Raw genomic sequence first — 25,255 nt, forward strand, 5'->3', positions numbered from 1 at the left:
GGTGCACCGCGGCGTTCTCAGGTTTATCGCGAGCGAGCTCGCTCCTACAAGGGATCTCAGTCGGTCTGAGCAACCCCGAAGCGCTGCTCTGATGTTGTGTCCCGCCGAATCATGCGCTTCATCTTCCACTCGAACGCCAGTGTCAGACTCACCGCCGAGCACGCCAGGCCCAGCGCCAGGCCCCACCAGACGCCCGTCGGCCCCCATTGCAAGTCGAACGCCATCCACCAGGCGGCTGGCGCGCCGATCAGCCAATAGCAAGCCAGACCAACCAGGAACGTGGTCTTGGCGTCCTTGAGGCCACGAATGCAGCCCATGGCGATGGTTTGCGTACCGTCGAACAGCTCGAACCACGCCGCCACCGCCAACAGGCTCACCGCCAGGTGGATGACGTCGCGAAACGCCGGGTCGTTGTGGTCAAGAAACAGCCCCACCAACTGGTTCGGCAACAGCCAGAACACCATTGCAAAACACAGCATCGCCGCGGCACCGAAAGCGAGGCCGACCCGGCCAGCCAGTCGTGCATCGGGCAGTTGCCCGGCGCCGTAGTGCTGGCCGATGCGCATGGTGATCGCGTAGGAAATCCCCGCCGGCACCATGAACGCCACCGAAACGATCTGCAGGGCGATCTGGTGTGCTGCCAATGGCGTGCTGCCCATGGTGCCCATGCACAGCGCCGCGAACGCAAACAACCCGACCTCCACTGCGTAGGTGCCGCCAATCGGCAGGCCCAGACGCCACAGCTCTTTCAGGTACGGCCGGTTGAGCCGCAGCAGGCCATGACGTAGCGGATAGGCGTCGTAAGCCGGATGCCGACGAATGTGCAGCGCCAATGCCAGGGCCATGAGGTTGGCGACAATCGCCGTGACCAGGCCAATACCCATCAGCCCCAGTTTCGGCAGGCCGAACATGCCGGTAATCAGGGCGTAGTTGAGCAGGAAGTTCGCCACCGTACCGCCCAGGCTGATCACCATCACTGGCGTGGCCCGGCCGATGGCGCTGGTGAAACCACGCAGGGCCATGAAGCTTAGGTAGCCGGGCAGGGCGAACGGCAGAAAGATCAGAAACTGACCCGCCGACTGGACGTTGACCTCAGCCTGGCCGAACAGCAGCAGCACCGGTTTCAGATTCCACAGCAGCAAACCGGCGACCAGCGCCATCAGCCACGCCAGCCACAATCCGGCCTGGGTCAACCGGGTCGCGCCGAGGATATCGCCGGCACCCTGACGGATCGCCACCAGGGTGCCGACCGCAGCAATGACGCCGATGCAAAAAATCGACACGAACGAATAGGTCGCCGCGCCGAGTCCACCACCGGCCAATGCCTCGGGACTCAGGCGCGCCATCATCAAGGTGTCGGTGAGGACCATCAACATGTGCGCCAACTGCGAGGCAATCAACGGCCCCGCCAGCCGCAGGATGGCCCAGAGTTCAATACGCGCTGGATGCTGCATGGTCATCACGCTCGTTTATCAAAGAGGACAGGAAAGCGTCGATTCTCGACGCTCTGCACGGATTGCACAAAGGGATAAAAAGGATGGGTGGCATGATTAAAACTCATGCTGGAGAGTTTCTGCTAGGGTGGTCTAATCCCGCTGTAGGAGCTTTCCCAATGTCACGTCGCCTTCCTCCCTTGTATGCCTTGCGCGCATTCGAAGCTGCGGCGCGGCACAGTTCGTTCACGCGAGCGGCTGAAGAACTGTCGATCACCCAGAGTGCGGTCAGCCGGCACATTCGTACGCTCGAAGAGCACTTTGCCTGCCGCCTGTTTCATCGCAGTGGTCGCCATCTGCAACTGACCGAATCGGCTCGCTTGCTGTTGCCGGGCATCCGCGAGGGGTTCACCGCACTGGAGCGTGCCTGTAACACCCTGCGCGCCGAGGACGACATCCTGCGCATGAAAGCCCCGTCGACCCTGACCATGCGCTGGTTGCTGGCGCGCCTGAGTCGCTTCCGCCATTTGCAACCGGGCAACGAGGTGCAATTGACCAGCGCCTGGATGGATATCGATTCGGTGGATTTCAACGACGAGCCATTCGACTGTGCCGTGTTGCTGAGCAATGGGCACTTCCCGCCGGATTGGGAGGCGAGTGACCTGTTTTCCGAGGAACTGATCCCGGTGGGTGCGCCCAACCTGCCGAGCGATCAGCCCTGGGACGCGGTGCGCCTGGCGAACACCGAGTTGCTGCACCCGACACCGGACCGGCGCGACTGGCGTAACTGGCTGGAGCGCATGGGCCTGGCCGATCAAGTGTCACTCAAGGGGGGGCAGGTGTTCGATACGCTGGAGCTGGGCATGATCGCAGCCGCCCGCGGCTACGGCGTGTCCATGGGGGACCTGCTGATGGTGGCAGAGGATGTGGCGCAGGGACGTTTGAGCCTGCCATGGCCGACGGCGGTCGCCAGCGGCGAGCGTTATTACCTGGTCTGGCCGAAAACCCGTCCCGGTGGCGAGCGCATGCGTCGGCTCAGCGATTTCCTGCAAAGTGAAGTCCGGGCCATGGAATTGCCGGAAGTCGAGCACTTGAGCTGAAACGATAGAGCCGCCGCAATGGCGGCCTTAAGCAATATCCCGGTTTTTTACTCAAGTATTCCCTCCCTCCGCCGAAAATCTGCAAGTGGGACCTTCGTGCAGGTTCGACGCTTTCCCCATTATCAGAAATTTTGCTGAGTGTGCGTTGCGATCAGGATGATCCGGGCGCTCGGCCAGGAGCCGTCATGCCTCAACCTCGTGCCCGGATCGCCTCGCAGTTGGGTCTTGCGCTCGCTGTGATTCTGGTGACTGTCATCAGCGCAAGTACCTTGTTCGCCCTGCGTTCGCTGAACACCGCCAACCTGGCCACCCGCGAAGAGCATCTGGCGAGCGAAGCCCGGTTATTGGCCGATCAGCTGAGCACCTTCCACGGTACGTTGCGTGAAAGCACCCAGCGCCTGGCGGGCCTGTTCGAAAAGCGTTTCAGTGCTGGCCTGAGCGTGCACCCTGATGAGCCGGTAACGGTTGCGGGCACGCAGACCCCAGGGCTGCATCTGGGCAGCGAAGTGCTGAACAACAACTTCAAGGAAGTGGATGAGTTCAAGCAGATGACCGCTGGCGTGGCGACAGTGTTCGTGCGCAGCGGCGAAGACTTTATCCGGGTCAGTACATCCCTGAGCAAACAGGACGGCAGCCGGGCCATCGGCACCCTGCTTGATCATGCTCACCCGGCCTACGCACGCCTGATCGCGGGGCAGGGCTATGTCGGGCGTGCCTTGCTGTTCGATCGCTCCTACATGACGCAATACACCCCGGTACGGGACAGCAGCGGCAAGGTGATTGCCGTGCTGTTCGTGGGCTTCGATTACACCGACGCGCAGAACGCGCAGTTTGAAAACCTCAAGCGTTTCCGCATCGGCCAGACCGGTTCACTGGCACTGTTGGACGAGCAGAACAAATGGCTGGTACCGATTGCCGGTGTGCAAGCGCTGGATCAGGCCGTGCCGGCCGTCGTGGCGCTGGTCAAGACGCCGGGCAAAGGCCGGTTCTGGAGCGACAAGTCCGAAGACTTCTACAGCATCGCCGTGCCGTTTGAAGGCGGGCCGTGGTCGGTGGTGGCGAGCATGCCGAAAACCGAAATCAGCGCCGTGACCTGGAGCGTCGGTATCCAGTTGGCTATTGGCAGTCTGTTGGCGATGTTGCTGGCGGTTGGCGCGGCGGTGTGGCTGTTGCGCAGCAAACTGGCGCCGCTGGGGGATCTGGTGCGCCAGGCCGAAGCCTTGGGCGCCGGTGATTTGAGCGTGCGTCTAAGCGTGTCGAGCAACGATGAAATCGGCCAGTTGGCTCGTGCGTTTAACCAAATGAGTCAAGCGTTGTCGACCATGGTCGAGCACATTCGCAACGCCTCGATGGAGGTCAACAGCCGCGCCCAGGCCTTATCCGGTTTGTCTGGCGGTGCCTATGAAGGGATGGAGCAGCAATCGGGCGAGATCACTAGCATGGCCGGGGCCGTGGAAGAGTTCAGCGCCACCTCCCTGAACATTGCCGACAACATGGGCAACACCCAGCGCCTGGCCCAGGAAAACGCCCAGCAAACCCGGATCGGTCGCACGTCGATGGACGAAGCGTCCTCGTCCCTGGAGCACATCGCCGGTGCACTGAACAGCACCGCGACGGTGATCAACACTTTGGGCCAGCGCTCCCAGGAAATCGGCGGCATCGTTGGCGTCATCACCTCGATCGCCGAACAAACCAACTTGTTGGCGCTTAATGCTGCGATCGAAGCGGCGCGTGCCGGTGAGCAGGGGCGTGGCTTTGCCGTGGTGGCCGATGAGGTGCGCAACCTGGCTTCGCGCACCCGTCAGGCCACGGACGAGATTTCCGTGATGATCCAGAGCATCCAGCAGGAAACAGGCAACGCCATCAGCACCATGGAGCAGGGTAACGTGCTGATGCAGGAAGGCTTGTCGCGCAATGCCAATGTCGCCTCCGCACTGGCGCGTATCGACGAGCAAAGCCGTTCGGCTGGCCAGCAATTCGCCGCGATCACCACGGCGACCCAGGAGCAGAGCAGCACCGCGACCTTGCTCAGCAGTAACTTGCAAAGCATTGCCCTGGCGAATAGCGAGCAGCGTGAAGTGGTGTCGAACCTGGCGGTCACTGCCAAAGAGCTGGAAAAGCTGGCGGCAGACTTGCGTGCCGAGGTTGACCGGTTTCGTTGAGGTGCTTTTGAAATAGTCGATGCGGCGTCGGCACTTATTGCGTCGCCGGCCGATACTGCAATGCTTCCGCCAGATGCTCACGCCTGATCCCGTCGACCTGCTCCAGATCCGCCAAGGTTCGCGCCACCTTCAGCAGCCGATGCGCCGAGCGCAGCGACAGGGTCAGCCTTTCACAGGCCGTTTCCAGCCAGGTCTCATCGACTGTGGATAACGTGCAGTGCCGGCGCAGCCCCGGCAAATCGAGAAAGGCGTTGGCGCACCCTTGACGCTTTTGCTGTCGTTCACGGGCTTCAGCGACCAGCTCCGCCGCGCTGGCGCTGTCCTCTCCGGGTTTCACCGTTGGATTCAGCGCCGTGGCCTCCCGCGCAACCGTCAGGTGCAAATCGATCCGATCCAGCAAGGGCCCGGACAGTTTGTTGCGATAGCGCTGAACCATGTCCGGCGTGCAGGAGCAGCGGCCAGTGGGTTCGCCAAGATATCCACAGGGGCACGGATTCATTGCCGCCACCAGCTGAAAACGTGCCGGGAATCGCACGCGATCCTTCGCTCGGGAAATCACGATATGGCCCGACTCCAGAGGCTCCCTCAAAACCTCCAGTACTTTGCGGTCGAACTCTGGAAGCTCATCGAGAAATAAAACACCGTGGTGGGCGAGGGTGATTTCACCGGGCTGCGGTTTCGAGCCGCCACCCACGAGTGCCGGGCCTGAAGCCGAGTGGTGCGGTTGTCGGAAGGGGCGCTGCGGCCAATGACTCAACGGGACGCAACTGGTGACTGACTGAATCGCCGCCACTTCCAGTGCTTCGCTCTCGGCCAGGGGCGGCAACAGCCCTGGCAGGCGACTCGCCAGAAGCGTCTTGCCCGTTCCCGGAGGTCCGCTGAACAGCAAGTTATGCGCGCCGGCTGCAGCAATCAGCAACGCCCGTTTGGCGGCTTGCTGACCCTGTACTTCGTTCAGGTCGGGGTAGGGTTTGCTGGCGTGGATCAATCCATCGGAGACATAGGGTTCTACCGGCGTGTGTCCATTGAAATGCGCCACGGCCTGCAGCAGATGATCCACCGCAATCACCTTCAACCCCGACGCCAGGCACGCCTCCTCGGCATTCGCGCTCGGCACCATCAACGAACGCCCGGCCTTGCGCGCGGCCAGTGCCGCCGGCAACACGCCCCGCACCGCACGCACTGCGCCTGACAGGGCCAGTTCACCCAGACATTCCACGTCATCGAGCGTCAACGTCGGCACCTGCACGCTGGCCGAAAGAATCCCCAGGGCAATCGCCAGATCGAACCGTCCGCCATCCTTGGGCAAATCCGCCGGTGCCAGATTCAAGGTGATGCGCCGCGCCGGAAACTGCAGCCCCGAATTGATGATCGCACTGCGCACCCGATCCTTGCTCTCCTTCACCGCCGCCTCAGGCAGGCCGACCATAGTCAGCGATGGCAAACCATTGGCCAGATGGACTTCGACGGTGACGGCGGGGGCATCCACGCCAATCTGGGCGCGGCTGTGGACGATGGAGAGGGACATGGTCGTTCCTTGAGTTGTACGGGGGCCGCTTCCTGCGGGTTTTTGAAGGGTAGACGGCAGCGCTGTTTCCGCAGTGCATGGAAGAGGAGGAATTTTCGCAAGATGTTGCGCCGTTCCACGGGCAGCGTATTGATTCTGTGGCGAGGGGAGCGCTCCCTCGCCATAAGCATTCCATCGTTTAATTTCTTTGAAGAGACATTGATGTGCGATGCGCTAGTGTTGGTCGAAAGTGGTCAGTTATTGCATTACTGCGTGTGGGAAAATAGAGGTGGCCTCCTTGGTTGGCTCAGAATTGCTCGCTCGACTGAGGCTGCTTAGAGGAAGAATGTTCGTCATCAGGTAGGTTGCTATCACCATTTAGAATTTTTAGTATAAAGCTTTCTATGTCGATATTATTTTTGCCTTCTGCGACATGCGTCAAATAGTTAAAGTCTAAAGCTATCAATCCATTAAGTCTGGATTCGTAGTCGCTCGGGTACTCTGCTTGTTCTATTTGAGGTAAGCCTTTGTAATGGTCAAGGACGCTTTGGAAGAACTTGGTCAGTTTTCCGGTGGTGTTGTACTCATGCTCTGCCTCGGCAACAACTTTTTGCCTCCATGCGAATTCTTGTTTGTCTGACTCTTCCAACGCTGCCCGTCTTTCATTGACGGTAAATGTGCCGCTGTCATCGTATGTAATTAAGGCCAATTGATCCGCCGGCATTCCCGAAAATGGATTGCTGGCCAATCCTCTTGTATATAAAGTTGCTTTTTCGGCGCGTGCTAATAGCGTGGGATCGTCTGTGTCAGGAACTTCGGTGTCGTGTTTCAATTTGTTTGCAGTATAGTATGGGCTTAGGAGCTCATTGACGGTGTTTCTAGCCAGCGACTCCAGCTCCACTCTGGTCAGGCGTGCATCTCGGGCCTGAGCACGTAATGAGGCCTCGCTTAATTGATTCGCCATCGTGGAAACAGTAGTGCTGCGAGTTGCATCAGCTGGGGCTTGGGAGGTTCTCTGGTTGATGCCTGTATTTCCATCAGGATTGGTTGTCATCGCTTTTGATCCAGTCAGAGCTAGACCGCTTTCAACGACAGGATTGCTTGTTGAGTTAATCATCATTGCTACTCCTTTGTTTTTATAAGACAGATATGATCTGCTGAAAAAATCACCTGTTGGCAAGGGCGGAAGGTCTATCAAGACCCGCGACGTTCTTTACTTCATCGTGATTTCTACTGACCAGGCAAAGGTGGACGGGTTTGTTCTGGTTGCTCTTATGGTGCAAGTAGCACCGCCGCTGGGAGTGGCTGTATTATTCCACTTTGGAATTTTGCTTCCGCCTGGGCCAGGGATCGTCACAAATGTAGATAGATATACACAGCTTTTTGCGCCGATTTTATATCGTAAATTAGCATGGTTGTAGTCAGGGGATGTCTGGCTTTGTACCGTGTAAGTCTCCGAGCTATTTGCATTTATGGTGGTTTTTGGAGTGGGTTCTGCGTTTGTTTTTGTAATAAATTCATTACTGGTTGTGGGTGTATACGTAGCGGTCTGTGTTCCAAGGTTTTTGAATGTAACTGTAACGGGTGGTCCGGCGACAGCTGGGTTTATGTGAAGTGCCGTCAATGCAAAAAAAGCAATTAAAGAAGTGTATATTTTCATAGGTGTTGCTCCTTGTGGTGTTATGAACATTCCATTGGTATCAATAACTAATACACACTGCGGGCTAGATTTTTTTCACGCGGATGCAGCGCTCGCGTTCAAATGAATCATTTGAGAGGTGAGCTTAGAAAGGGTGGATTAGCGGCGCAATCAGACGGCGGATGAGAGGTTCGTAGGATGTTGCCGGGACTCTTGCGGGCTTGAAGACCGCAGTCTCGGCAATTCCTACAGATAAATCTGACGGTCGTTACGACCTTGTGGCGAGCAGGCTCGCCTACACGGTGGAATGGGGTTAACCATTGGGGGGTGGGGCGTTATTCGGAGGGTGGATTCAGTTTCGCTTCCAGTTCCGCGACCTTCGTCTCAAGTGCCTCCAACCGTGCCCGCGTCCGCGCCAGCACGACCATCTGGCTATCAAACTCTTCCCGGCTCACCAGATCCAGTTTGCTGAAGCCGCTTTGCAGCAGGGCCTTGAACTGGCTTTCGATTTCGCTTTTCGGCAATGGGGTGTCGCCGCTGAAGAGACGGGAGGCGGTGCCCGTCAGGGCGTCGAGGAAGTCTTTGGGCGCGAGCATGGGAAAGGTCCTGATAACAATGGCCGGCAGTGTATCACGCAGTGTCTATAGTCATTTCGCGGGCAAAGGATGCACGCTTTTCGCGCATGGGGACGGACGGCATCGCACCGTTGTTGTGCGTAACGCGTGCGGTGTTGTTGCGAAGTCGCTGCCATCTGCTGGTAAAGGCTTGAAAACAGTACGTTTTGTGGAGATGGCAAGCTTTCTGCTTAGACCGTAGTGACCCATGCACTGATGCAGTCGCTGTGACGAATGCAGTGCGCCAAGCGGAGCACGGGAAGTGTTTCGTGAGGAGCGGGTAGCTGGCGTCGGACGGGCAAGTAAGGTCGACGATGCGTTACAAAGCCAGGCACTGCGCTTAGACTTGAGACGGGTTTGTTTTCCTGGGGCAAGTCCACCAATTCGGGAGAGAGTTTTCATGAAGCTAGTCACTGCCATCATCAAGCCGTTCAAGTTGGACGATGTGCGCGAGTCGTTGTCCGAGATCGGCGTGCAGGGCATTACCGTCACTGAAGTCAAAGGCTTCGGTCGGCAGAAGGGTCACACCGAGCTGTATCGTGGCGCGGAGTATGTGGTCGATTTCCTGCCAAAGGTGAAGATTGATGTCGCCATTGACGACAAGGATCTCGACCGGGTTATCGAGGCGATAACCAAGGCCGCCAACACCGGCAAGATCGGTGACGGCAAGATCTTCGTGGTCAATCTGGAACAGGCGATTCGCATCCGTACCGGCGAAACCGATACCGACGCAATCTAAGCCGCCACAAACCCAACGCCCCAGGAGAAAACAATATGACTCTGCGTAAATTCGCAGGGCTAGGAGCCCTGTTGTCCATCGTAATGCCCGGCCTGGCCATGGCGGCAGATCCGGTGGCGACTCCAGTCCTCAACTCCGGCGATACCGCCTGGATGTTGACCTCGACAGCCCTCGTGCTGTTCATGACCATTCCCGGCCTCGCGCTGTTCTACGGCGGCATGGTTCGGTCGAAAAACATTCTTTCCGTGATGATGCAGTGCTTCGCCATTACAGGTCTGATCAGCGTCCTGTGGGTCATTTATGGCTACAGCATCGCGTTCGACACCACCGGCATGGAACAAGGCGTCATCAACTTCAACTCGTTCTTTGGCGGCATGGGCAAGGCGTTCCTCGCCGGCATCACCCCTGCCAGCCTGACCGGCCCTGCGGCTCTGTTCCCTGAGGCGGTGTTCGTCACCTTCCAGATGACCTTCGCCATCATCACCCCGGCGCTGATCGTCGGTGCCTTCGCCGAGCGGATGAAATTCTCCGCGATGCTGGTTTTCATGGGCGTCTGGTTCACGCTGGTCTACGCGCCGATCGCGCACATGGTTTGGTCCGGCAACGGCGGCCTGCTGTGGGACTGGGGCGTGCTGGACTTCGCTGGTGGCACCGTGGTGCACATCAACGCCGGTGTGGCCGGTCTGATTGCCTGCCTGGTGCTGGGCAAGCGTAAAGGCTTCCCGACCACCCCAATGGCGCCGCACAACCTTGGCTATACCCTGATGGGTGCGGCGATGCTGTGGGTCGGCTGGTTCGGTTTCAACGCCGGTTCCGCCGCGGCGGCCAACGGCACTGCCGGCATGGCGATGCTGGTGACCCAGATCGCAACCGCCGCTGCTGCATTGGGCTGGATGTTCGCCGAGTGGATCACCCACGGCAAACCAAGCGCACTGGGCATCGCTTCGGGTGTGGTTGCAGGCCTGGTGGCCATTACTCCGGCGGCCGGCACCGTAGGCCCTATGGGCGCTCTGGTGATCGGCCTGGCAGCAGGCGTGGTGTGCTTCTTCTGCGCCACGACCCTGAAACGCAAACTCGGCTATGACGATTCCCTGGACGCCTTCGGCGTGCACGGTATCGGCGGTATCCTCGGTGCAATCCTGACCGGTGTTTTCGCTGCGCCGTCCCTGGGTGGCTTCGGTACCGTCACCGACATCGCCGCACAAGTCTGGATTCAATGCAAAGGCGTGGGCTTCACGGTGATCTACACCGCGATTGTCACCTTCATCATTCTCAAGGTACTGGATGCCGTCATGGGTCTGCGTGTCACCGAGGAAGAAGAAGCCGTCGGTATCGATCTGGCGCTTCACAACGAACGCGGCTACAACTTGTAAGCACGCGCATGAGAAAACTTGCCCGGCTTGCCGGGCATTTTTTTGTCCGGATTTTGTCGTTAAGGGAAGCGCTGAAAGGTTTTTTCTGACAGCTTTTGCACTGTTTGCGACGCGGGTTTTTGTGCCGCCGATGGCTTACAGGATTGAAGGAATATTAGGGCCTTTGTTTTTTCCCAGAGCGCGCTAGAATGCGCCCCGAACGTGCGGAGAACTGTATGTGGCAACAGACTCTGATTACTCTGCGGGCGAGGCCCCGGGGCTTTCATCTGGTAACGGACGAGTTACTCGCCGGCTTGCCTGAACTCAGGGCGTGCCGGGTTGGTCTGCTGCATTTGTGGCTACAGCATACCTCGGCGTCGTTGACCATCAACGAGAACGCCGATCCGGCGGTACGTCGCGACTTCGAACGGTTTTTCAATCGTCTGATCCCACAAGGAGCAGACGGCTATGAGCATAACGACGAAGGCCTGGACGACCTCCCGGCGCACTTCAAGGCCAGTGTGCTTGGCTGTCAGCTCAGTCTGCCGATATCGGCAGGCCGATTGGCGTTAGGGACCTGGCAAGGCGTTTATCTGGGCGAGCACCGTGATCACGGCGGTGCTCGTAAAGTCCTCGCCACCGTGCACGGTGAAGGGGCATAACCGCTGGTCACCAGCGGCTGTTGATTTTTTTCCGGCAGCCTTCGACAGAGGGCAAAGCTGGGCTATAACTAATCTGCTTTTCGCAAGTCATGAGGTAGAACATGAGCGACGATGATCTGGAAAACGACGACCTCGAAGTAGGCGACGACGACGAAACCGAAGAAGGTCTGGAAGCGGCGGCGGAAGATGTCGCTGAAGATGACGGCGGTGATGCGCCGGTTCCGACCGCCAAAGGCAAAGCCAAGGCAGCGGTATCGGTCGATGAGTTGCCAAGTGTCGAAGCCAAGAACAAGGAACGCGACGCCCTGGCCAAGGCCATGGAAGAGTTCCTGGCTCGTGGCGGCAAGGTGCAGGAAGTGGAGGCCAATGTGGTCGCCGATCCTCCCAAGAAGCCTGATAACAAGTACGGCAGCCGGCCTATCTAAGCCTGATTCCTTGCTTGCTGAAAAAGCCCGCCGTCGCTGCGGGCTTTTTCATGCCTGAAACAAAAAAGATGAAAACGGTGGTGATCCCTGTGGGCGCGAGCTTGCTCGCGATGGCGGAGTGTCAGGCAACCTTATTTTGAATGTTGCGCCCTCATCGCAAGCTCGCACAGGTTTTCTTGTCAGTTCGAGGTCTTGTTCCAACTCGCCAGCAACGCCGGCAACTCGGTCAGGCTGCGAATCTCGGCATCCGGCAACCGGTCGGCTTCCCAGTCCTTGCCGGCCGGGTTGAACCAGATCGCCCGCAGCCCCGCTTGCTGGGCACCGGCAATGTCATCGCCTGGGTGGTCACCGATATGCACCGCGGTCTCGGCAGTGGCGCCACCACGCTGCAGCGCCTCATGGAACAATCGAGAGTCAGGTTTGGCGATGCCGATGTCTTCGGCGCATAACGCGAACTTGAAATAATCCGCCAGCCCCAGGCGCCGCACATCGGCATTGCCGTTGGTCACCACGCCAAGGGTGTAATGGTTGGCCAGCACTTCCAGGGTCGGTTGCACCTCGGGGAAGATTTCCAGCTGATGCCGGGCGTGCAGAAACACCTCGAAACTCTGATCGGCCAGGTCGGACGCTTCAGCGTGGGCATAGCCGGCTTCTTCCAGCGCCTGGAACAGCACCCGGCGGCGCAGGGCGCTGATGCGGTGCTTGAGGTTAGGTTCGATGCTCAGGATGCGTTCGCGAATGGCCCACAAGTGTTCCACCGGTACCGCGCCCAGATTCGGTGCGTGTTCAGCCAGCCATTCACGCAATATGGCTTCGGCGCTGACGATCACCGGAGCGGTGTCCCAGAGGGTGTCGTCGAGGTCGAAGGTGATCAGTTGGAGAGTCATGAATCATCGCCTTTAATGCGTTTGGCCCGTGGATGAGCACTGTCGTAGACCGTGGCCAGGTGCTGGAAGTCCAGGTGGGTATAAATCTGCGTGGTCTTGATGTCCGAATGGCCGAGCAGTTCCTGCACCGCCCGCAGGTCCTGGGAGGACTCCAGCAAGTGGCTGGCGAAGGAGTGGCGCAACATGTGCGGGTGCAGGTTTTGCCCGAGCTCCCGTTCGCCAGCGGCTTTTACCCGTAGCTGAATCGCCCGTGGGCCCAGTCGCCGGCCTTGCTGGCTGACAAACACCGCGTCGTCCACCGGATTGGCCAATGCCCGTAACGGCAACCAGAGCTCCAATGCCTCGCGCGCCATTTTGCCCACCGGCAACAGGCGGGTTTTGCTGCCCTTGCCGAGCACCTGGATCATGCCATCCGCCAAATCAAGCTGATCGAGATTCAGTCCGGTCAGCTCCGACAGGCGCAATCCGGAAGAGTAGAACAGCTCAAGTATCGCCTGATCGCGGCGTGCCAGAAAATCATCCTCCACACCGCCTTCAAGCAATTGCAGCGCGCGGTCAGTGTCGAGGGTTTTCGGCAGGCGGCGTTCGCCCTTGGGCGGCGCCAGGCCGTTGGCCGGGTCGTGGTCGCACAGGCCTTCGCGGTTCAGGTAGTGATAGAGGCCACGTACCGCCGACAAGAGTCGCGCCAGGCTGCGGGAAGACTGGCCCTGGGCATGCAGGCGAGCGATCAGGCTACGCAGACGCTGGATGTCCAGCGCCGCCCAGCTGCCAATGTTCTGTTTGACGCACCAGCCCAGCACCTTGTCGAGGTCGCGACGATAGGCCGAAAGCGTGTGCGGCGACACCTGTCGCTCACTGCGCAGGTGTTCGCAGTAAGCGTCCAGTTGCCGTTCCATGTTCAGCGTACCGAGCGCAGGGAGTTGTTGACCCGTGGCAGCACGCGGCCCATGACTTCGGCGATGTAACTCAGGAACAGGGTGCCCACCGAGCTTTTGTAATGCTGCGGATCACGGCTGGCGATGGCCAGGATGCCGTGGATGCCCTGATGGCTGATGGCGACGACGGCGGTGGAACCGATCTGCTTGCGTTGCTCTTCGCCGAACAGGAAGTCCAGCTCGTGCTCGCGCAGGCTGCCGCTGACGCTTTTGTCTTCCTGCAACAAGCCGCCAATGGCCACTTGTGCCTCGGCATGAGTCACCCAGCGGCCGACCGGCATGGCGTTGTCGCCAAGCAGGATGAGGCTGACAAAGGGCACCTGGAAGTCCTGGCGCAGGCTGTCTTCGACAGACATCACCACGTCTTCGAGGCTGGCGGCATCCATCAGCGCGAGGATCAGGCGGCGGGTCTTGTCGAACAACCGGTCGTTGTCGCGGGCCACGTCCATCAAGTGCGAGAGACGGTGCCGCAACTCGATGTTGCGGTCACGCAGGAGGGTCATCTGGCGCTCGACCAGCGAAACGGTGTCGCCGCGTCGGTGGGGAATGCGCAAGGCCGGCAGCAGTTCTTCATGCTGGACGAAGAAGTCCGGATGAGCCTCCAGGTACGCGGCAATTGCCGCCGCCTCCAGGCTCTCGGACGGGGATTCGTCGGACTGTCGGGCGGGTACCTGAGGCTTATCGGTCATGGCTTTGGCTCACTCAAAGACGCACTTGTCCTTCATATACACGTACTGCCGGGCCGGTCATCAAGACCGGGTGGCCAGGGCCTGCCCATTCTATGGACAGGCGCCCGCCAGGCAGGTCGATCAATAGCGGCGAATCCATCCACCCCTGGCTGATCGCGGCCACTGCGGCGGCGCAGGCGCCGGTACCGCAGGCCTGGGTTTCCCCGGCGCCACGCTCCCAGACACGCAGCTGCGCACGGCCCCGGTCGATGACCTGGAGAAAACCGACATTGACCCGTGCCGGAAAGCGCGGGTGATGTTCAATTTTCGGCCCCAATTCATGGACCGGTGCGTTGTTGATATCGCTGACCCGCAGAACCGCATGGGGATTGCCCATGGACACGGCGGCCAGTTCTACCGGGGTGCCATCGACGTCGACCTGATAGCTCAGGGCCTGCTCGGGTGCCTGGAACGGGATGTCGGCGGGCACCAGGCGCGGGGCGCCCATGTTCACGCCGATCTGTCCGTCGCTGCGCACGTCCAGCTCGATGATGCCACTTTTGGTTTCGACACGGATCTGCCGTTTTGCGGTCAGGCGCTTGTCGAGCACGAAGCGGGCGAAACAGCGCGCACCATTGCCGCACTGTTCCACTTCAGAGCCGTCGGAGTTGAAGATCCGATAACGGAAGTCCACGTCCGGGTTGCTTGGCGCTTCGACGATCAGCAGCTGGTCGAAACCGATACCGGTGTGTCGGTCACCCCAAAGCTTGGCGTGCTTGGGCAGAATATGCGCGTGCTGGCTGACCAGGTCGAGGACCATGAAGTCGTTGCCCAGGCCGTGCATTTTGGTAAAACGCAGCAGCATGGTTTTACTCCGGCAGCAGGCTTTCGCCAGCAAACAACTCGGCTACCGTTTCACGGCGACGCACTTCAAACGCCTGATCACCGTCCACCAACACTTCAGCGGCACGGCCACGGGTGTTGTAGTTGGAGCTCATGACAAACCCGTAGGCGCCAGCCGAATGCACGGCCAGCAGATCGCCTTCTTCCAGAGCCAGTTCACGATCCTTGGCCAGGAAATCACCGGTCTCGCAGATCGGGCCGACGATGTCGTAGGCGCGACCGGCCGTGTTGCGCGGGCGCACGGCCGTCACGTCCATCCAGGCCTGATACAGCGCCGGGCGGATCAGGTCGTTCATGGCCGCATCGACGATGGCGAAATCCTTGTGTTCGGTGTGCTTGAGGTACTCGACCTGCGTCAGCAGCACGCCGGCATTGGCCACGATGAAACGGCCCGGTTCGAACACCAGCGCCAGGTCGCGACCGTCAAGGCGTTCACGCACGGCCTTGATGTAGTCGGCAGCCAATGGCGGCTCTTCGTCGCGATAACGCACGCCCAGGCCGCCTCCGAGATCGATGTGGCGCAGGTAAATGCCGCAATCGCCGAGGCGGTCGACCAGGCCCAGCAGGCGGTCAAGGGCGTCGATGAAGGGCGGCAGGGTGGTCAGTTGCGAGCCGATATGGCAGTCGACGCCGACCACTTCCAGGTTTGGCAGCTGCGCGGCGCGCACATACACGTCTTCGGCGTCGGCAATGGCGATGCCGAACTTGTTCTCTTTGAGACCGGTGGAAATGTACGGGTGAGTGCCGGCATCGACATCCGGATTCACGCGCAGCGAGATCGGCGCACGAACACCCAGTTCGGCGGCCACCACTTGCAGGCGTTCCAGCTCGTCGGTGGACTCGACGTTGAAGCAGTGCACGCCGACTTCCAGGGCACGACGCATGTCGTCACGGGTCTTGCCGACACCGGAGAACACGATCTTGTCGGCGCTGCCGCCGGCAGCCAGTACGCGTTCCAGCTCGCCACGGGAAACGATGTCGAAACCGGCGCCCAGACGCGCCAGGACATTCAGTACACCCAGGTTGGAGTTGGCCTTGACCGCGAAGCAGACCAGGTGTGGCATGCCCGCCAGTGCATCGGCGTAGGCCAGGTATTGGGCTTCGATGTGGGCACGGGAGTAAACGTAAGTCGGTGTACCAAAGCGTTCGGCGATAGCAGACAGGGCAACACCTTCCGCGAACAGTTCACCGTCACGGTAGTTAAAAGCGTCCATGAGGTTCCCTTATTGGTAGACGTCGTGCTTGTGCGCCTTGGAGGCAGGCTTTTGCGAGGACTGGGCCTGTGCTGCAGGGTCCTGGTCTTCGTCGGGCAGGTACAGCGGGCCTTTTTGACCGCAGGCCGACACAAGGCAGGCAACCGCGAGGAGCGCAGCAAGGGAAGAGATCAGGCGCTTCATGGCGAAATCCTTGAAAATGCATTAATTGCGCCGGAGTATACCGGCCGCCCGGCGGCTTGCCTATGCGACGGGGCTCCCGTCCGGCGGGCCTCGGCTCGATGCCGTCGGTATCATGCAATCCTTGCGGGAGTGAGCCTGCTGGCGATAGCGGTGTTTCTGTTGACCATAATGTGGCAGCGTCATCGCGAGCAGGCTCGCTCCCATAGATTGGGGTTGCCGGGTGTTATTCTTTGCAATCGAGAGGCCTCGGTCGTATCTTGCGGCGCTTGAGCCTGATCAGACACTTTTTGAGGTTGCCGTAATGAGTTTGTCCGAAGCGCGTTTCCATGACCTGGTCGATGCCACCCAACAAACGTTGGAGGACATCTTTGACGACAGCGACCTGGATATCGATCTGGAAAGCTCGGCCGGTGTGCTCACCGTCAAGTTCGAGAACGGAACTCAGTTGATCTTCAGTCGACAAGAACCGTTGCGGCAGTTGTGGCTCGCAGCGGTGTCCGGTGGCTTCCACTTCGATTACGACGAAGAGAGCGATCGCTGGATGTGCGACAAGAGCGAAGAGCAACTGGGCGAGATGCTCGAGCGCATCGTCAAGGCCCAGGCTGATGTCGAACTCGATTTCGAAGGTCTGTAATACCGTGACACAGTCTGCGCCGGTACGTCCGCCCAAGCCGCTCTACAGCAATATCAGCCCGGCGGTGCCATCGCCGTGCAGTGGCGTGTGCCGGCTGGATGAGCAAAAAGTCTGCCTCGGCTGTTTCCGCCACGTCGAAGACATCCGCGAATGGCGCTCGGCGGATGACGAGCGGCGCCGGGTGATTTGCGAACAGGCTCTGAAACGCCGGTCTCTGTAGGCGTTGGCCTGACAGCGATGGCGGTCGTGCCCCTTCAGATCTATCGCCGGCAAGCCGGCGCTTGCAGGGTTGCGCGCTGTCCGGTTCTGGCTTGTATATTTTTTGAGCTGTGTTAGTGTCCGGGTACGCCTCAACTCATCGAGGCTTGTGAAAACCCCGCCTTTTTCTGGCGGGGTTTTGCTTTTTTCGTGCAGAAGAAAGGAGTCTGCCCTGATCATGACCGCACCTTCCATCACCCTTACCCGTCTGGACGTACAGCGTCTGGAGCGTCTGATCGACAGCCTGGATGACACGCTGCCGGGCGTTATCGCGCTGCAAACCGAGCTGGATCGCGCCGATACATTGGTCAGTCACGAAGAAGTGCCGGCCGATGTCGTGACCATGAATTCCCGCGTGCACTGCCGTGAAGAGAGCAGTGGCAAGGATTATCACCTGACCCTGGTTTATCCGAAGGATGCCAACGCCGACGAAGGCCGGATTTCCATCCTGGCGCCCGTGGGCAGTGCGCTGCTCGGCCTGAAGGTAGGCCAGCACATCGATTGGCCTGCGCCGGGTGGCAAGACCCTGAAACTGACCCTGCTGGAAGTCGAATCGCAGCCAGCCAATGGCGGCGCCTTCCCTGAGTGACAACCTGTCAGGCCTGTTCGAGCGCCTCGTTCAGTGCGTGCTCCAGGTCGGCCTTGTAACGTAGATACATATTGCTTGAACTCTGCCCATCACCGAGCAGGCCTGTCAGGTCAAGGTCGGTGATGTAGCAGCGATAGCGCTCGGTTTCGCTGCGCTGTTCGATGATTTCCCGGGCGACCACGCTGAACAGTTGGTCGCCATGCTCCAGCTCTGAAAACTCCCGCTGATTGCAATACAACGTGACCTGTACCTTGCCCGGTACCGCTTTGCCGACGATCGCCTGTACGTCATAGAACGGTTTGTTGGCGGCGGTTTGCGGTGCCGGTCGGGGTTCGACCCTGCGCGCCCGCCCCGCACCGGAAGGCAGCAGCCGGTAATACAGGGTGTCCAGGCTCGGGGGGTGGGCCGCGTCCATCGGCAGCAAGGTGTCGCGCCGGTACAGGATCGACTGGAGGAACCGTTGCAGCGGCATCAGGAGGCTTTGCTCGTCGTGCCACGGCAAGCGCTGGTGCCACAAGGCATTGAATTCATCGAGTACATACAGATCGGCCTGGTCTTCGTTGACCCGGTAGAACACCTGGATGCAGTCGGGCTGCCCCATGGGCAAGAGCAGCGCCAGGTTGTGGTCTTCCAGGGCCTTGTGATCGAGGTGCAGCGGGCTGTAGCTGGCCAGGTCTTCGCTCAGGTAATCGAACAGCGCAGGCAATGAGGCCAGGGCGACGTGATTGACTTGGCCGGGTATCAGCTCAAGTACGTGGTATTGCTGCTGGACCTGAATCATGTAGCGGTAATTGAGGTTGCTAAGCAGCAGGTTCTGCGCCGTGTCGAGGATTTCTTCGACGCGCTGGGCGATGAATTGCGCGCGGTTGTGGCAGAAGCACTGTACTCGCAACCGGGGCTGCTGCGGTCCGTTGGGCAGATTGTTGAGGTAGTCGCGCAGGCAGTCGAGCAGGGCGTGAGGTCCGTCGAAGCGATTGACCAGGACTTCGTTCCAGCTATTGAGCGTGACTTGATCCAGGGTCAGCACCAGGTTTTCCCTGACGCCGGCATAGCTCAGGGAGTCGGTGCGCTCGGTGGTCATCAGGATGTTCAGGTCGCGATGGTGCTTGAGCGGGTCGACGCCGACGTTCACCAGGATCAGCACCTCGCTGGGCACGCTGACGCGCAGCAACGGTTCTTCGGCGACGGTCTGTAGCGGCAGGCGAATGCTCTGTTGCAGACTGCCCAGCAGGTTGAACAGTTCGAACTCGCTCAGGTCGCTGCTTCCGGGATGCAGGGCCAGACGGGTGCTGCTGTCGATCACGCCGTTGCGGTGGCACCAGGTCAGCAGTTCAAGCAATTGACGGCTGCGCTTGATCGGGGCGAAGTGTTCCCACTCAAGGGCGGCCAGGCTGCCGTTATACAAACCCCACTGGCTTGGCTCCGACCCCTTTTTGCTCGATGCGTATACCAGCGTCAGGGTGTCTTCAGCCAGGTCAGGCGCGATGCCCGGGTTGATGAATTCGACCTTGCCTGCCTTGCGCTCGAAGGCGGCATACAGACGTCGGCCCAGCACGCTGAGATCGCGTTTGTTGATCAGGCTCGCGGTTTGGTCGTTACGGGCAAATTGGGTCAGGAAGCGGTAGCTGTAGTTCAGCTCGTTGATCAGTGCCCGGCGCTCCGAGTCGACCTGGCGGACTTTCCACTGACTGCGGCTGTCGAGCAGCGCCAATTGCCGTGGGTCCCATTGCCATTCGTGGGCCAGCCGTTCCAGCAGCGAACGTTGCCAGCTCTGGGTTCGACCGCTGCTGCCGGTGAGTTTGCGATTGACCTTCAGGTACAGCGCGCGACGCACCACTTCCAGGCGCTCGGGCTCGTTGCGGGCGATAAGGTATTCCTCGATGCGCCGATAAACCACGACGTACGGGTCCAGCTCATCGAGGTCGAGCCGATTGGCGAACACGGCCTGCTTGAAGCGCAGGCTCAGGCACTGGACCCTGGGGTGTTCGCTGGCGTAAACCTCGGTCAGCAGCAGCTTGAGCACCGATTTGTAGGGCGACTCGATGCCCTTGAACAGTTGCCAGAGCCCGGCACCGATAAATTCGCCGGGCGGAATATAGGCCAGGTGCCCCAGGTCGAGGGTTTCGTCTGCGCGGATGAAGCGTTTGGAAATCAGCGTGTGGGTATAGCGGTCGTAACCCGCCTCTTCATAGACCGGTACCAGCCACCAGATCGGTGTGCGTCCGGCCAGCCAGATCGCGGTGCGGTAGAACTCGTCCAGCAGCAAGTAGTGTTGGGTGGTGCCACAGTCTTCCGAACTCAATTGGGTATCGCGCTCGCCGCGTACGAAGCGAACCGGGTCGATCAGGAAAAAGTGTGCTTCGGCCCCCTGGCTGTCGGCCCAGGCTTCCAGCAATTGGCATTTCTTGCGCAGCTCGGCGAGTTCTTGCTCGTTCAAATCCGGACTGTGACAGACCCACACGTCCATATCGCTCTGATCGGCCTGAGCCAGCGTGCCGAGGCTGCCCATCAGGAACAGGCCGTGAATCGGGCGCGGCGGATTGCTACTGTGGCGCGGCTTATAGGAAAACGAGCGGGTCAGGCGTTGAGCTTCGGCCAGGGCATTGGCATCCGGCTCGAAATTCGACAGCCCGGCCGGTGTGCTGCCGGAAACGTAACCCGGCAACAGCGGATGATTGACGTGAAAAAACAGCGGAAGAAGGTTGAGCACCCCTTGCTGGCGGGTCGACAACCCCTCCATGGCGCGAGCCATGCGGCCCTCATTGAGCTTCAGAAACCGCGCGCGCAGTTGGCTGAGAACCTTGCGGTCGATTCCCTCGTCCAGATCGGGGCGGATTTCATGGGTACGGGTCATGTCAGCTCAAACCGGCTCACAGGGCTCGGATGTGGGGCTCTCGGGATGAGGGGCAGTTTAGCGCCTCGGCCACAGGGCGTTTAAGCTGATTTTGTATTTCTGGCGTCAGATTTTTATCGCGTGGCGACGGCCGCAAGCGTTTGCCCGCGGAAATCCCGTGGTGGAGGTTTCCGTGGGCGATACGGTGTAATTCAGGCTGTTTCCTGGACGCGCAGGATGGTCAGAACGGTTTGTATGTTTTGCGCGGCATCACGACCCAGGCTGGTCAGGTAACCGCCATCGGGTTGGTCGATCAGTTCTTTTTCAAACAGGCGTCGGGCAGCGGCAATGGCTTTGGGGGCAGCGGTTTGATGAATTTTCAAACCTTCCTGGGAACTGTCCAGGTTGAAGAGTGCGAGGATTTCCAGTTCGGCAACCAGCTCAGGGGTAAGCGACATAAGGACTCCAGACTTTCTAGGAATTAGACGACAGCGCCCCTAAGGTGATCCCACTCGTGCGGCATGTCCAGCCCTCGCGACAGGGTTTTTTCATGATGGTGAGCATTCCCCGTTTTCAGTGGCTTGCAGGAGCGGGCTTGCTCCGGGCGGCGTTCCGACGATGGTCGTCAACGATGACGCTGGAAACCTGACGCCCGCGGTGCTCTCGGGTTTTTCGCGGGCTCGCTCCTGCAGGGGGAAGGGGTTATTTCTTTTCCGGGGGCAACTCGGGCAACGCGCGCAGTGCCGCTTCGTACCATTCGGTGTTGAACGCGCGGTCTTCTTCGAGGATTGCGTCGATTTCCACGGCCAAAACATGAGCCATCAGATTGAGAATTTCTTCCTTCTCGTAACCCACCAGCGTCAGCTTGTTGAAGGTCGCCTTGGCTGCCGGCGGATTATCGCTTTCGATCTGGTTTTCGATGGCTTCGATCAGGGTGTTTTCGGTGAATTCTTCTTCGTCGCTATCGATGTCTGTTGGCTCGCTCATAGCAGGCTCCTCAAGTTAAGGCGGCCAGTTTACCCGCATTCAGCCGCGTGATGCTGCTGGCGAGAAAGCCACGAGCGATCTATAAACAGGCACTGCCCACCCCGCATGGCCTGGAGGCTCTGTGATGATCAAGCTTTATGGATTTTCCGTCAGCAACTACTACAACATGGTCAAACTGTCGCTGCTGGAAAAAGGCCTGCCCTTCGAGGAGGTGCCGTTCTACGGCGGTACCAGTCCCGAGGCGCTGGCCATCAGTCCGCGCGGCAAGGTGCCGGTGTTGCAAGTCGAGCAGGGCTTCATTAACGAAACCGCCGTGATTCTCGAATACATCGAGCAGAGCCAGCAAGGCAGGCCCCTGCTGCCGAGCGGTCCATTCGAGCGCGCGCAAGTGTTGGCGCTGGCCAAGGAAATCGAGTTGTACATCGAACTGCCGGCGCGCGCCTGTTTTGCCGAAGCGTTTTTCGGCATGACCGTGCCCGACGCAATCAAGGAAAAGACCAAAGCCGAGTTGCTGCTGGGAATGGCGGCCCTGGGCCGGCACGGCAAATTCGCCCCTTATGTAGCGGGCGACAGCTTGAGCGTGGCGGATTTGTATTTCCTGTACAGCGTGCCGCTGGCGTGTGGCGTGGCGCACAAACTGTTCGGGATTGATCTGTTGGCTGAAGTGCCGCAGGCCAAGGCGCTGCTGGAGCGTCTGGAGCAGAATCCGAATGTGCAACGGATCGCGGCGGACAAGGACGCGGCGATGCCAGCGTTTATGGCGATGGTCGCGTCCAGGAAGTAGTTTTGTAGCGCTCTTACGATCGCATCGCGAGCAGGCTCGCTCCCACAGGAGGTATGCGGCAGACACAAATTTTGTGTCTGCCGCCGATCAATGTGGGAGCGAGCCTGCTCGCGATGCTTTTGGCGATTTAGCGGCTGGCGAGCAACGCCTGGCCGCGAACCACGGCTGCCTTCACCTGCGCCGGTGCTGTGCCGCCGATGTGATTACGGGCGTTGACCGAGCCTTCCAGGGTCAGTACGGCGAATACGTCCTGATCGATCTGGTCGCTGAACTTGCGCAGTTCTTCCAGGCTCATTTCCGCCAGGTCCTTGCCGCTTTCCACGCCGTATTTCACCGCATGGCCAACGATTTCATGGCAGTCACGGAACGGCAGGCCACGACGTACCAGGTAATCGGCCAGGTCGGTGGCGGTGGAGAAACCACGCAATGCCGCTTCGCGCATCATCGCGTGCTTGGGTTTGATCGCCGGAATCATGTCGGCGAAAGCCCGCAGCGAGTCGCGCAGGGTGTCGGCGGCGTCGAACAGCGGTTCCTTGTCTTCCTGGTTGTCCTTGTTGTAGGCCAGGGGCTGGCCCTTCATCAAGGTCAGCAGGCCCATCAATGCACCGAAGACGCGGCCGCTCTTGCCACGCACCAGTTCCGGCACGTCCGGGTTTTTCTTTTGCGGCATGATCGAACTGCCGGTGCAGAAACGGTCTGGCAGATCGATGAACTGGAATTGCGCACTGGTCCACAGCACCAGTTCTTCGGAGAAGCGCGACAGGTGCATCATCGCGATGCTGGCGGCCGAGCAGAATTCGATAGCGAAGTCACGATCGGACACGTTGTCCAGCGAGTTGCCGCCCACTGCGTCGAAACCCAGCAATTGGGCAGTGTATTCACGGTCGATCGGGTACGTCGTGCCGGCCAGCGCGGCGCTGCCCAACGGCATGCGGTTGGTACGCTTGCGGCAGTCGACCAGACGCTCGTAATCGCGGCTGAGCATTTCGAACCAGGCCAGCATGTGGTGCCCGAAGGTGACGGGCTGTGCGGTCTGCAGGTGGGTGAAGCCGGGCATGATGCTGCCCGCTTCGCGCTCGGCCTGTTCCAGCAAGCCTTTTTGCAGGCGGGTGATTTCGCCCAGAATCAGGTCGATTTCGTCACGCAGCCACAGGCGGATGTCGGTGGCAACCTGATCGTTACGGCTGCGTCCGGTGTGCAGCTTTTTGCCGGTCACGCCGATGCGGTCGGTCAGGCGCGCCTCGATGTTCATGTGCACGTCTTCGAGGTCGATGCGCCAGTCGAACTGGCCGGCCTCGATTTCACCCTGGATGGTCTTCAATCCATCGATGATGCTGTCGCGCTCGGCATCGGTGAGCACGCCGACCTTGGCCAGCATGGTGGCGTGGGCGATCGAGCCCATGATGTCGTGGCGATACAGGCGCTGGTCGAAGGTGACGGAGGCGGTGAAGCGGGCGACGAAGGCGTCGACGGGTTCACTGAAGCGGCCGCCCCAGGACTGATTGGTCTTGTCAGTGCTCATGAATTCGCTCGTATCGGCTGAAGAAAGATGGCGTTGAAAGCTGGCGCGGATAATAACAGGGTTGCCATTGCTGTCGCTGACACTGGTCGCCTGGTTTTTTTCATGGCCCGCGCTTGTCCGGGGCAAGTCTTGTGCGATTCACTCAACGATATTTTTCATTTGAGCTCTATCGTCTCGGCAACCGTCTACAGTTGGACAGTAGGGTTAGTGCACTTCTCGGTGCGCAAGTGGACTATATGAAGAAGGGGTGTTCAGATTGCGTATCGGCAAACCCTGTGGCGCTGTGTCGCCAATGCGAGCCTGGGCCGCCAATTGCCCGGCGGATGAAAATTTAGCCGTCGGTCTCGCGGCACTTTTTGACGCTCGCGCTAGTCTTAGCGTGGATCGCGGTGACGGACGTCACTTACCCTGTCTACGCTATCCTTGTGCGAGACTCACGCAGGAATCCAGCGCAATATGAATGTCCTGATCGTTGATGACGACCCCCTAGCCCGCGAGCGCCTGAGCCGAATGGTTGGCGAACTCGAGGGATACAGTGTCCTGGAGCCCAGCGCCACGAACGGCGAAGAGGCGTTGGCACTGATCGACAGCCACAAGCCGGATATCGTGCTGCTCGATATCCGCATGCCAGGCCTTGATGGCCTGCAAGTGGCCGCGCGATTGTGCGAACGCGAAACCCCGCCCGCCGTGGTGTTTTGCACAGGGCCCGATGAATTTGCCGTGGAAGCCTTACAGGCCAGCGCCGTAGGCTATCTGGTGAAACCTGTGCGAACCGAACATTTACATGACGCCTTAAAGAAAGCCGAGCGACCCAATCGTGTTCAACTCGCGGCCCTGACCCGCCCGGCCGCCGAAAGTGGCAATGGTCCACGCAGCCACATCAGCGCCCGAACCCGAAAGGGGATCGAGCTGATCCCGCTGAATCAGGTGGTCTACTTCATTGCCGATCACAAGTACGTGACCTTGCGCCACGAGAGCGGCGAAGTGCTGCTGGATGAACCGCTCAAGGCCCTCGAGGACGAGTTCGGTGACCGCTTTGTGCGGATCCACCGTAACGCACTGGTCGCTCGCGATCGCATCGAACGGCTGCAACGAACGCCACTCGGGCATTTCCAGCTGTTCCTCAAAGGCCTGAACGGTGACGCTTTGATCGTCAGTCGGCGCCACGTGGCGGGCGTGCGGAAAATGATGCAACAGCTTTAATTCGCTGGTCGCAGGCGAATTT

Annotated in this window: 26 protein-coding genes and 1 pseudogene; 12 read left to right on the plus strand and 15 right to left on the minus strand. The window is 59.7% G+C overall.

Translation table 11 applies throughout. The features are described from left to right. Window positions 1-56 precede the first annotated feature (56 nt). Window positions 57-1,454: a NorM family multidrug efflux MATE transporter gene (locus BLV61_RS16215; protein ID WP_090469908.1), complete on the minus strand. Its 1,398-nt coding sequence runs from the start codon at window positions 1,452-1,454 to the stop codon at window positions 57-59. A 158-nt stretch (window positions 1,455-1,612) separates the two neighbouring features. Here BLV61_RS16215 and BLV61_RS16220 point away from each other — a divergent pair, with 158 nt between their 5' ends. Next, on the plus strand, window positions 1,613-2,533 hold the full coding sequence (locus BLV61_RS16220; protein WP_090466386.1) for a LysR substrate-binding domain-containing protein: 921 nt from the start codon (window positions 1,613-1,615) through the stop codon (window positions 2,531-2,533). A gap of 185 nt (window positions 2,534-2,718) precedes the next feature. Next, window positions 2,719-4,695: a methyl-accepting chemotaxis protein gene (locus tag BLV61_RS16230; RefSeq protein ID WP_090466388.1), complete on the plus strand. Its 1,977-nt coding sequence runs from the start codon at window positions 2,719-2,721 to the stop codon at window positions 4,693-4,695. Between the two features lie 34 nt (window positions 4,696-4,729). On the opposite strand, the gene BLV61_RS16235 is transcribed toward BLV61_RS16230, so the two are convergent. The 4 genes from BLV61_RS16235 to BLV61_RS16250 all read right to left on the minus strand — a co-directional run bounded on the left by BLV61_RS16235 (window position 4,730) and on the right by BLV61_RS16250 (window position 8,437). Next, complete coding sequence (locus BLV61_RS16235; RefSeq protein ID WP_090466391.1) at window positions 4,730-6,223, minus strand: YifB family Mg chelatase-like AAA ATPase; 1,494 nt, start codon at window positions 6,221-6,223, stop codon at window positions 4,730-4,732. Between the two features lie 286 nt (window positions 6,224-6,509). After that, complete coding sequence (locus tag BLV61_RS16240; protein ID WP_244159890.1) at window positions 6,510-7,322, minus strand: hypothetical protein; 813 nt, start codon at window positions 7,320-7,322, stop codon at window positions 6,510-6,512. A 93-nt stretch (window positions 7,323-7,415) separates the two neighbouring features. Further along, window positions 7,416-7,862, minus strand: a complete 447-nt coding sequence (locus BLV61_RS16245) for a hypothetical protein (protein WP_090466394.1) — start codon at window positions 7,860-7,862, stop codon at window positions 7,416-7,418. A gap of 314 nt (window positions 7,863-8,176) precedes the next feature. After that, on the minus strand, window positions 8,177-8,437 hold the full coding sequence (locus BLV61_RS16250) for an accessory factor UbiK family protein (RefSeq protein ID WP_090466396.1): 261 nt from the start codon (window positions 8,435-8,437) through the stop codon (window positions 8,177-8,179). A 418-nt stretch (window positions 8,438-8,855) separates the two neighbouring features. On the opposite strand from BLV61_RS16250, the gene glnK reads away from it, so the two are divergent. The 4 genes from glnK (at window position 8,856) to sutA (ending at window position 11,633) form a co-directional block, all read left to right on the plus strand. Further along, complete coding sequence (gene glnK, locus BLV61_RS16255) at window positions 8,856-9,194, plus strand: P-II family nitrogen regulator (RefSeq protein ID WP_002555808.1); 339 nt, start codon at window positions 8,856-8,858, stop codon at window positions 9,192-9,194. Between the two features lie 35 nt (window positions 9,195-9,229). Beyond that, window positions 9,230-10,567, plus strand: a complete 1,338-nt coding sequence (locus BLV61_RS16260) for an ammonium transporter (RefSeq protein ID WP_047534956.1) — start codon at window positions 9,230-9,232, stop codon at window positions 10,565-10,567. A gap of 215 nt (window positions 10,568-10,782) precedes the next feature. Then, window positions 10,783-11,208 (plus strand): secondary thiamine-phosphate synthase enzyme YjbQ, encoded by a 426-nt coding sequence (locus tag BLV61_RS16265; RefSeq protein ID WP_047534955.1) that lies wholly within the window; start codon window positions 10,783-10,785, stop codon window positions 11,206-11,208. A 101-nt stretch (window positions 11,209-11,309) separates the two neighbouring features. Next, window positions 11,310-11,633 carry a transcriptional regulator SutA gene (gene sutA / locus BLV61_RS16270; RefSeq protein WP_007980816.1) on the plus strand — a complete coding sequence of 108 codons (324 nt, stop codon included), beginning with the start codon at window positions 11,310-11,312 and terminating at the stop codon, window positions 11,631-11,633. A 179-nt stretch (window positions 11,634-11,812) separates the two neighbouring features. Here sutA and BLV61_RS16275 read toward each other — a convergent pair whose 3' ends face one another. The 6 genes from BLV61_RS16275 to lptM are packed head-to-tail and all read right to left on the minus strand — an operon-like array spanning window position 11,813 to window position 16,423. Further along, on the minus strand, window positions 11,813-12,520 hold the full coding sequence (locus BLV61_RS16275; protein ID WP_090466398.1) for an HAD family hydrolase: 708 nt from the start codon (window positions 12,518-12,520) through the stop codon (window positions 11,813-11,815). Then, window positions 12,517-13,416, minus strand: a complete 900-nt coding sequence (xerC, locus tag BLV61_RS16280; RefSeq protein WP_047534953.1) for a tyrosine recombinase XerC — start codon at window positions 13,414-13,416, stop codon at window positions 12,517-12,519. The genes BLV61_RS16275 and xerC overlap by 4 nt, the downstream gene beginning before the upstream one ends. A gap of 2 nt (window positions 13,417-13,418) precedes the next feature. After that, window positions 13,419-14,144: a DUF484 family protein gene (locus BLV61_RS16285; protein WP_090466401.1), complete on the minus strand. Its 726-nt coding sequence runs from the start codon at window positions 14,142-14,144 to the stop codon at window positions 13,419-13,421. 13 nt (window positions 14,145-14,157) lie between these two features. Beyond that, entirely contained in the window at window positions 14,158-14,988 is an 831-nt protein-coding gene (dapF, locus tag BLV61_RS16290; RefSeq protein ID WP_047534948.1) for a diaminopimelate epimerase, read from the minus strand. Between the two features lie 4 nt (window positions 14,989-14,992). Then, window positions 14,993-16,240 carry a diaminopimelate decarboxylase gene (lysA, locus tag BLV61_RS16295; RefSeq protein WP_090466403.1) on the minus strand — a complete coding sequence of 416 codons (1,248 nt, stop codon included), beginning with the start codon at window positions 16,238-16,240 and terminating at the stop codon, window positions 14,993-14,995. A 9-nt stretch (window positions 16,241-16,249) separates the two neighbouring features. Continuing rightward, window positions 16,250-16,423, minus strand: a complete 174-nt coding sequence (gene lptM, locus BLV61_RS16300; RefSeq protein WP_047534942.1) for an LPS translocon maturation chaperone LptM — start codon at window positions 16,421-16,423, stop codon at window positions 16,250-16,252. 301 nt (window positions 16,424-16,724) lie between these two features. Here lptM and cyaY point away from each other — a divergent pair, with 301 nt between their 5' ends. The 3 genes from cyaY to rnk all read left to right on the plus strand — a co-directional run bounded on the left by cyaY (window position 16,725) and on the right by rnk (window position 17,904). Next, window positions 16,725-17,057, plus strand: coding sequence for an iron donor protein CyaY (gene cyaY, locus BLV61_RS16305; protein WP_090466405.1), 333 nt, complete (start codon window positions 16,725-16,727; stop codon window positions 17,055-17,057). 4 nt (window positions 17,058-17,061) lie between these two features. Continuing rightward, on the plus strand, window positions 17,062-17,277 hold the full coding sequence (locus tag BLV61_RS16310; RefSeq protein WP_081997964.1) for a DUF1289 domain-containing protein: 216 nt from the start codon (window positions 17,062-17,064) through the stop codon (window positions 17,275-17,277). A gap of 216 nt (window positions 17,278-17,493) precedes the next feature. After that, entirely contained in the window at window positions 17,494-17,904 is a 411-nt protein-coding gene (rnk, locus tag BLV61_RS16315; protein WP_047534936.1) for a nucleoside diphosphate kinase regulator, read from the plus strand. A gap of 7 nt (window positions 17,905-17,911) precedes the next feature. Here rnk and BLV61_RS16320 read toward each other — a convergent pair whose 3' ends face one another. From BLV61_RS16320 to BLV61_RS16330, 3 genes are all read right to left on the minus strand, one after another. Beyond that, window positions 17,912-20,758, minus strand: a complete 2,847-nt coding sequence (locus BLV61_RS16320; RefSeq protein ID WP_090466407.1) for a class I adenylate cyclase — start codon at window positions 20,756-20,758, stop codon at window positions 17,912-17,914. A gap of 191 nt (window positions 20,759-20,949) precedes the next feature. Further along, window positions 20,950-21,195 carry a TIGR02647 family protein gene (locus tag BLV61_RS16325; protein ID WP_090466410.1) on the minus strand — a complete coding sequence of 82 codons (246 nt, stop codon included), beginning with the start codon at window positions 21,193-21,195 and terminating at the stop codon, window positions 20,950-20,952. A gap of 244 nt (window positions 21,196-21,439) precedes the next feature. After that, on the minus strand, window positions 21,440-21,724 hold the full coding sequence (locus tag BLV61_RS16330) for a hypothetical protein (protein WP_047534926.1): 285 nt from the start codon (window positions 21,722-21,724) through the stop codon (window positions 21,440-21,442). A 124-nt stretch (window positions 21,725-21,848) separates the two neighbouring features. Here BLV61_RS16330 and BLV61_RS16335 point away from each other — a divergent pair, with 124 nt between their 5' ends. Continuing rightward, window positions 21,849-22,508 (plus strand): glutathione S-transferase family protein, encoded by a 660-nt coding sequence (locus BLV61_RS16335; protein WP_090466413.1) that lies wholly within the window; start codon window positions 21,849-21,851, stop codon window positions 22,506-22,508. A gap of 127 nt (window positions 22,509-22,635) precedes the next feature. Here the strand turns inward: BLV61_RS16335 and argH are convergent, their stop codons facing one another. Next, window positions 22,636-24,030, minus strand: a complete 1,395-nt coding sequence (gene argH / locus BLV61_RS16340) for an argininosuccinate lyase (protein ID WP_047534921.1) — start codon at window positions 24,028-24,030, stop codon at window positions 22,636-22,638. 343 nt (window positions 24,031-24,373) lie between these two features. On the opposite strand from argH, the pseudogene BLV61_RS32140 reads away from it, so the two are divergent. Next, window positions 24,374-24,490: pseudogene (locus BLV61_RS32140) on the plus strand (sensor histidine kinase); the annotation flags it as partial. Then, window positions 24,487-25,233 (plus strand): LytR/AlgR family response regulator transcription factor, encoded by a 747-nt coding sequence (locus BLV61_RS16345; RefSeq protein WP_047534918.1) that lies wholly within the window; start codon window positions 24,487-24,489, stop codon window positions 25,231-25,233. The pseudogene BLV61_RS32140 and the gene BLV61_RS16345, both read left to right, overlap by 4 nt. The last annotated feature ends 22 nt before the right edge of the window (window positions 25,234-25,255 follow it).

The organism is Pseudomonas mohnii, from assembly GCF_900105115.1.
GTDB classification, from domain to species: Bacteria; Pseudomonadota; Gammaproteobacteria; order Pseudomonadales; family Pseudomonadaceae; genus Aquipseudomonas; species Aquipseudomonas mohnii.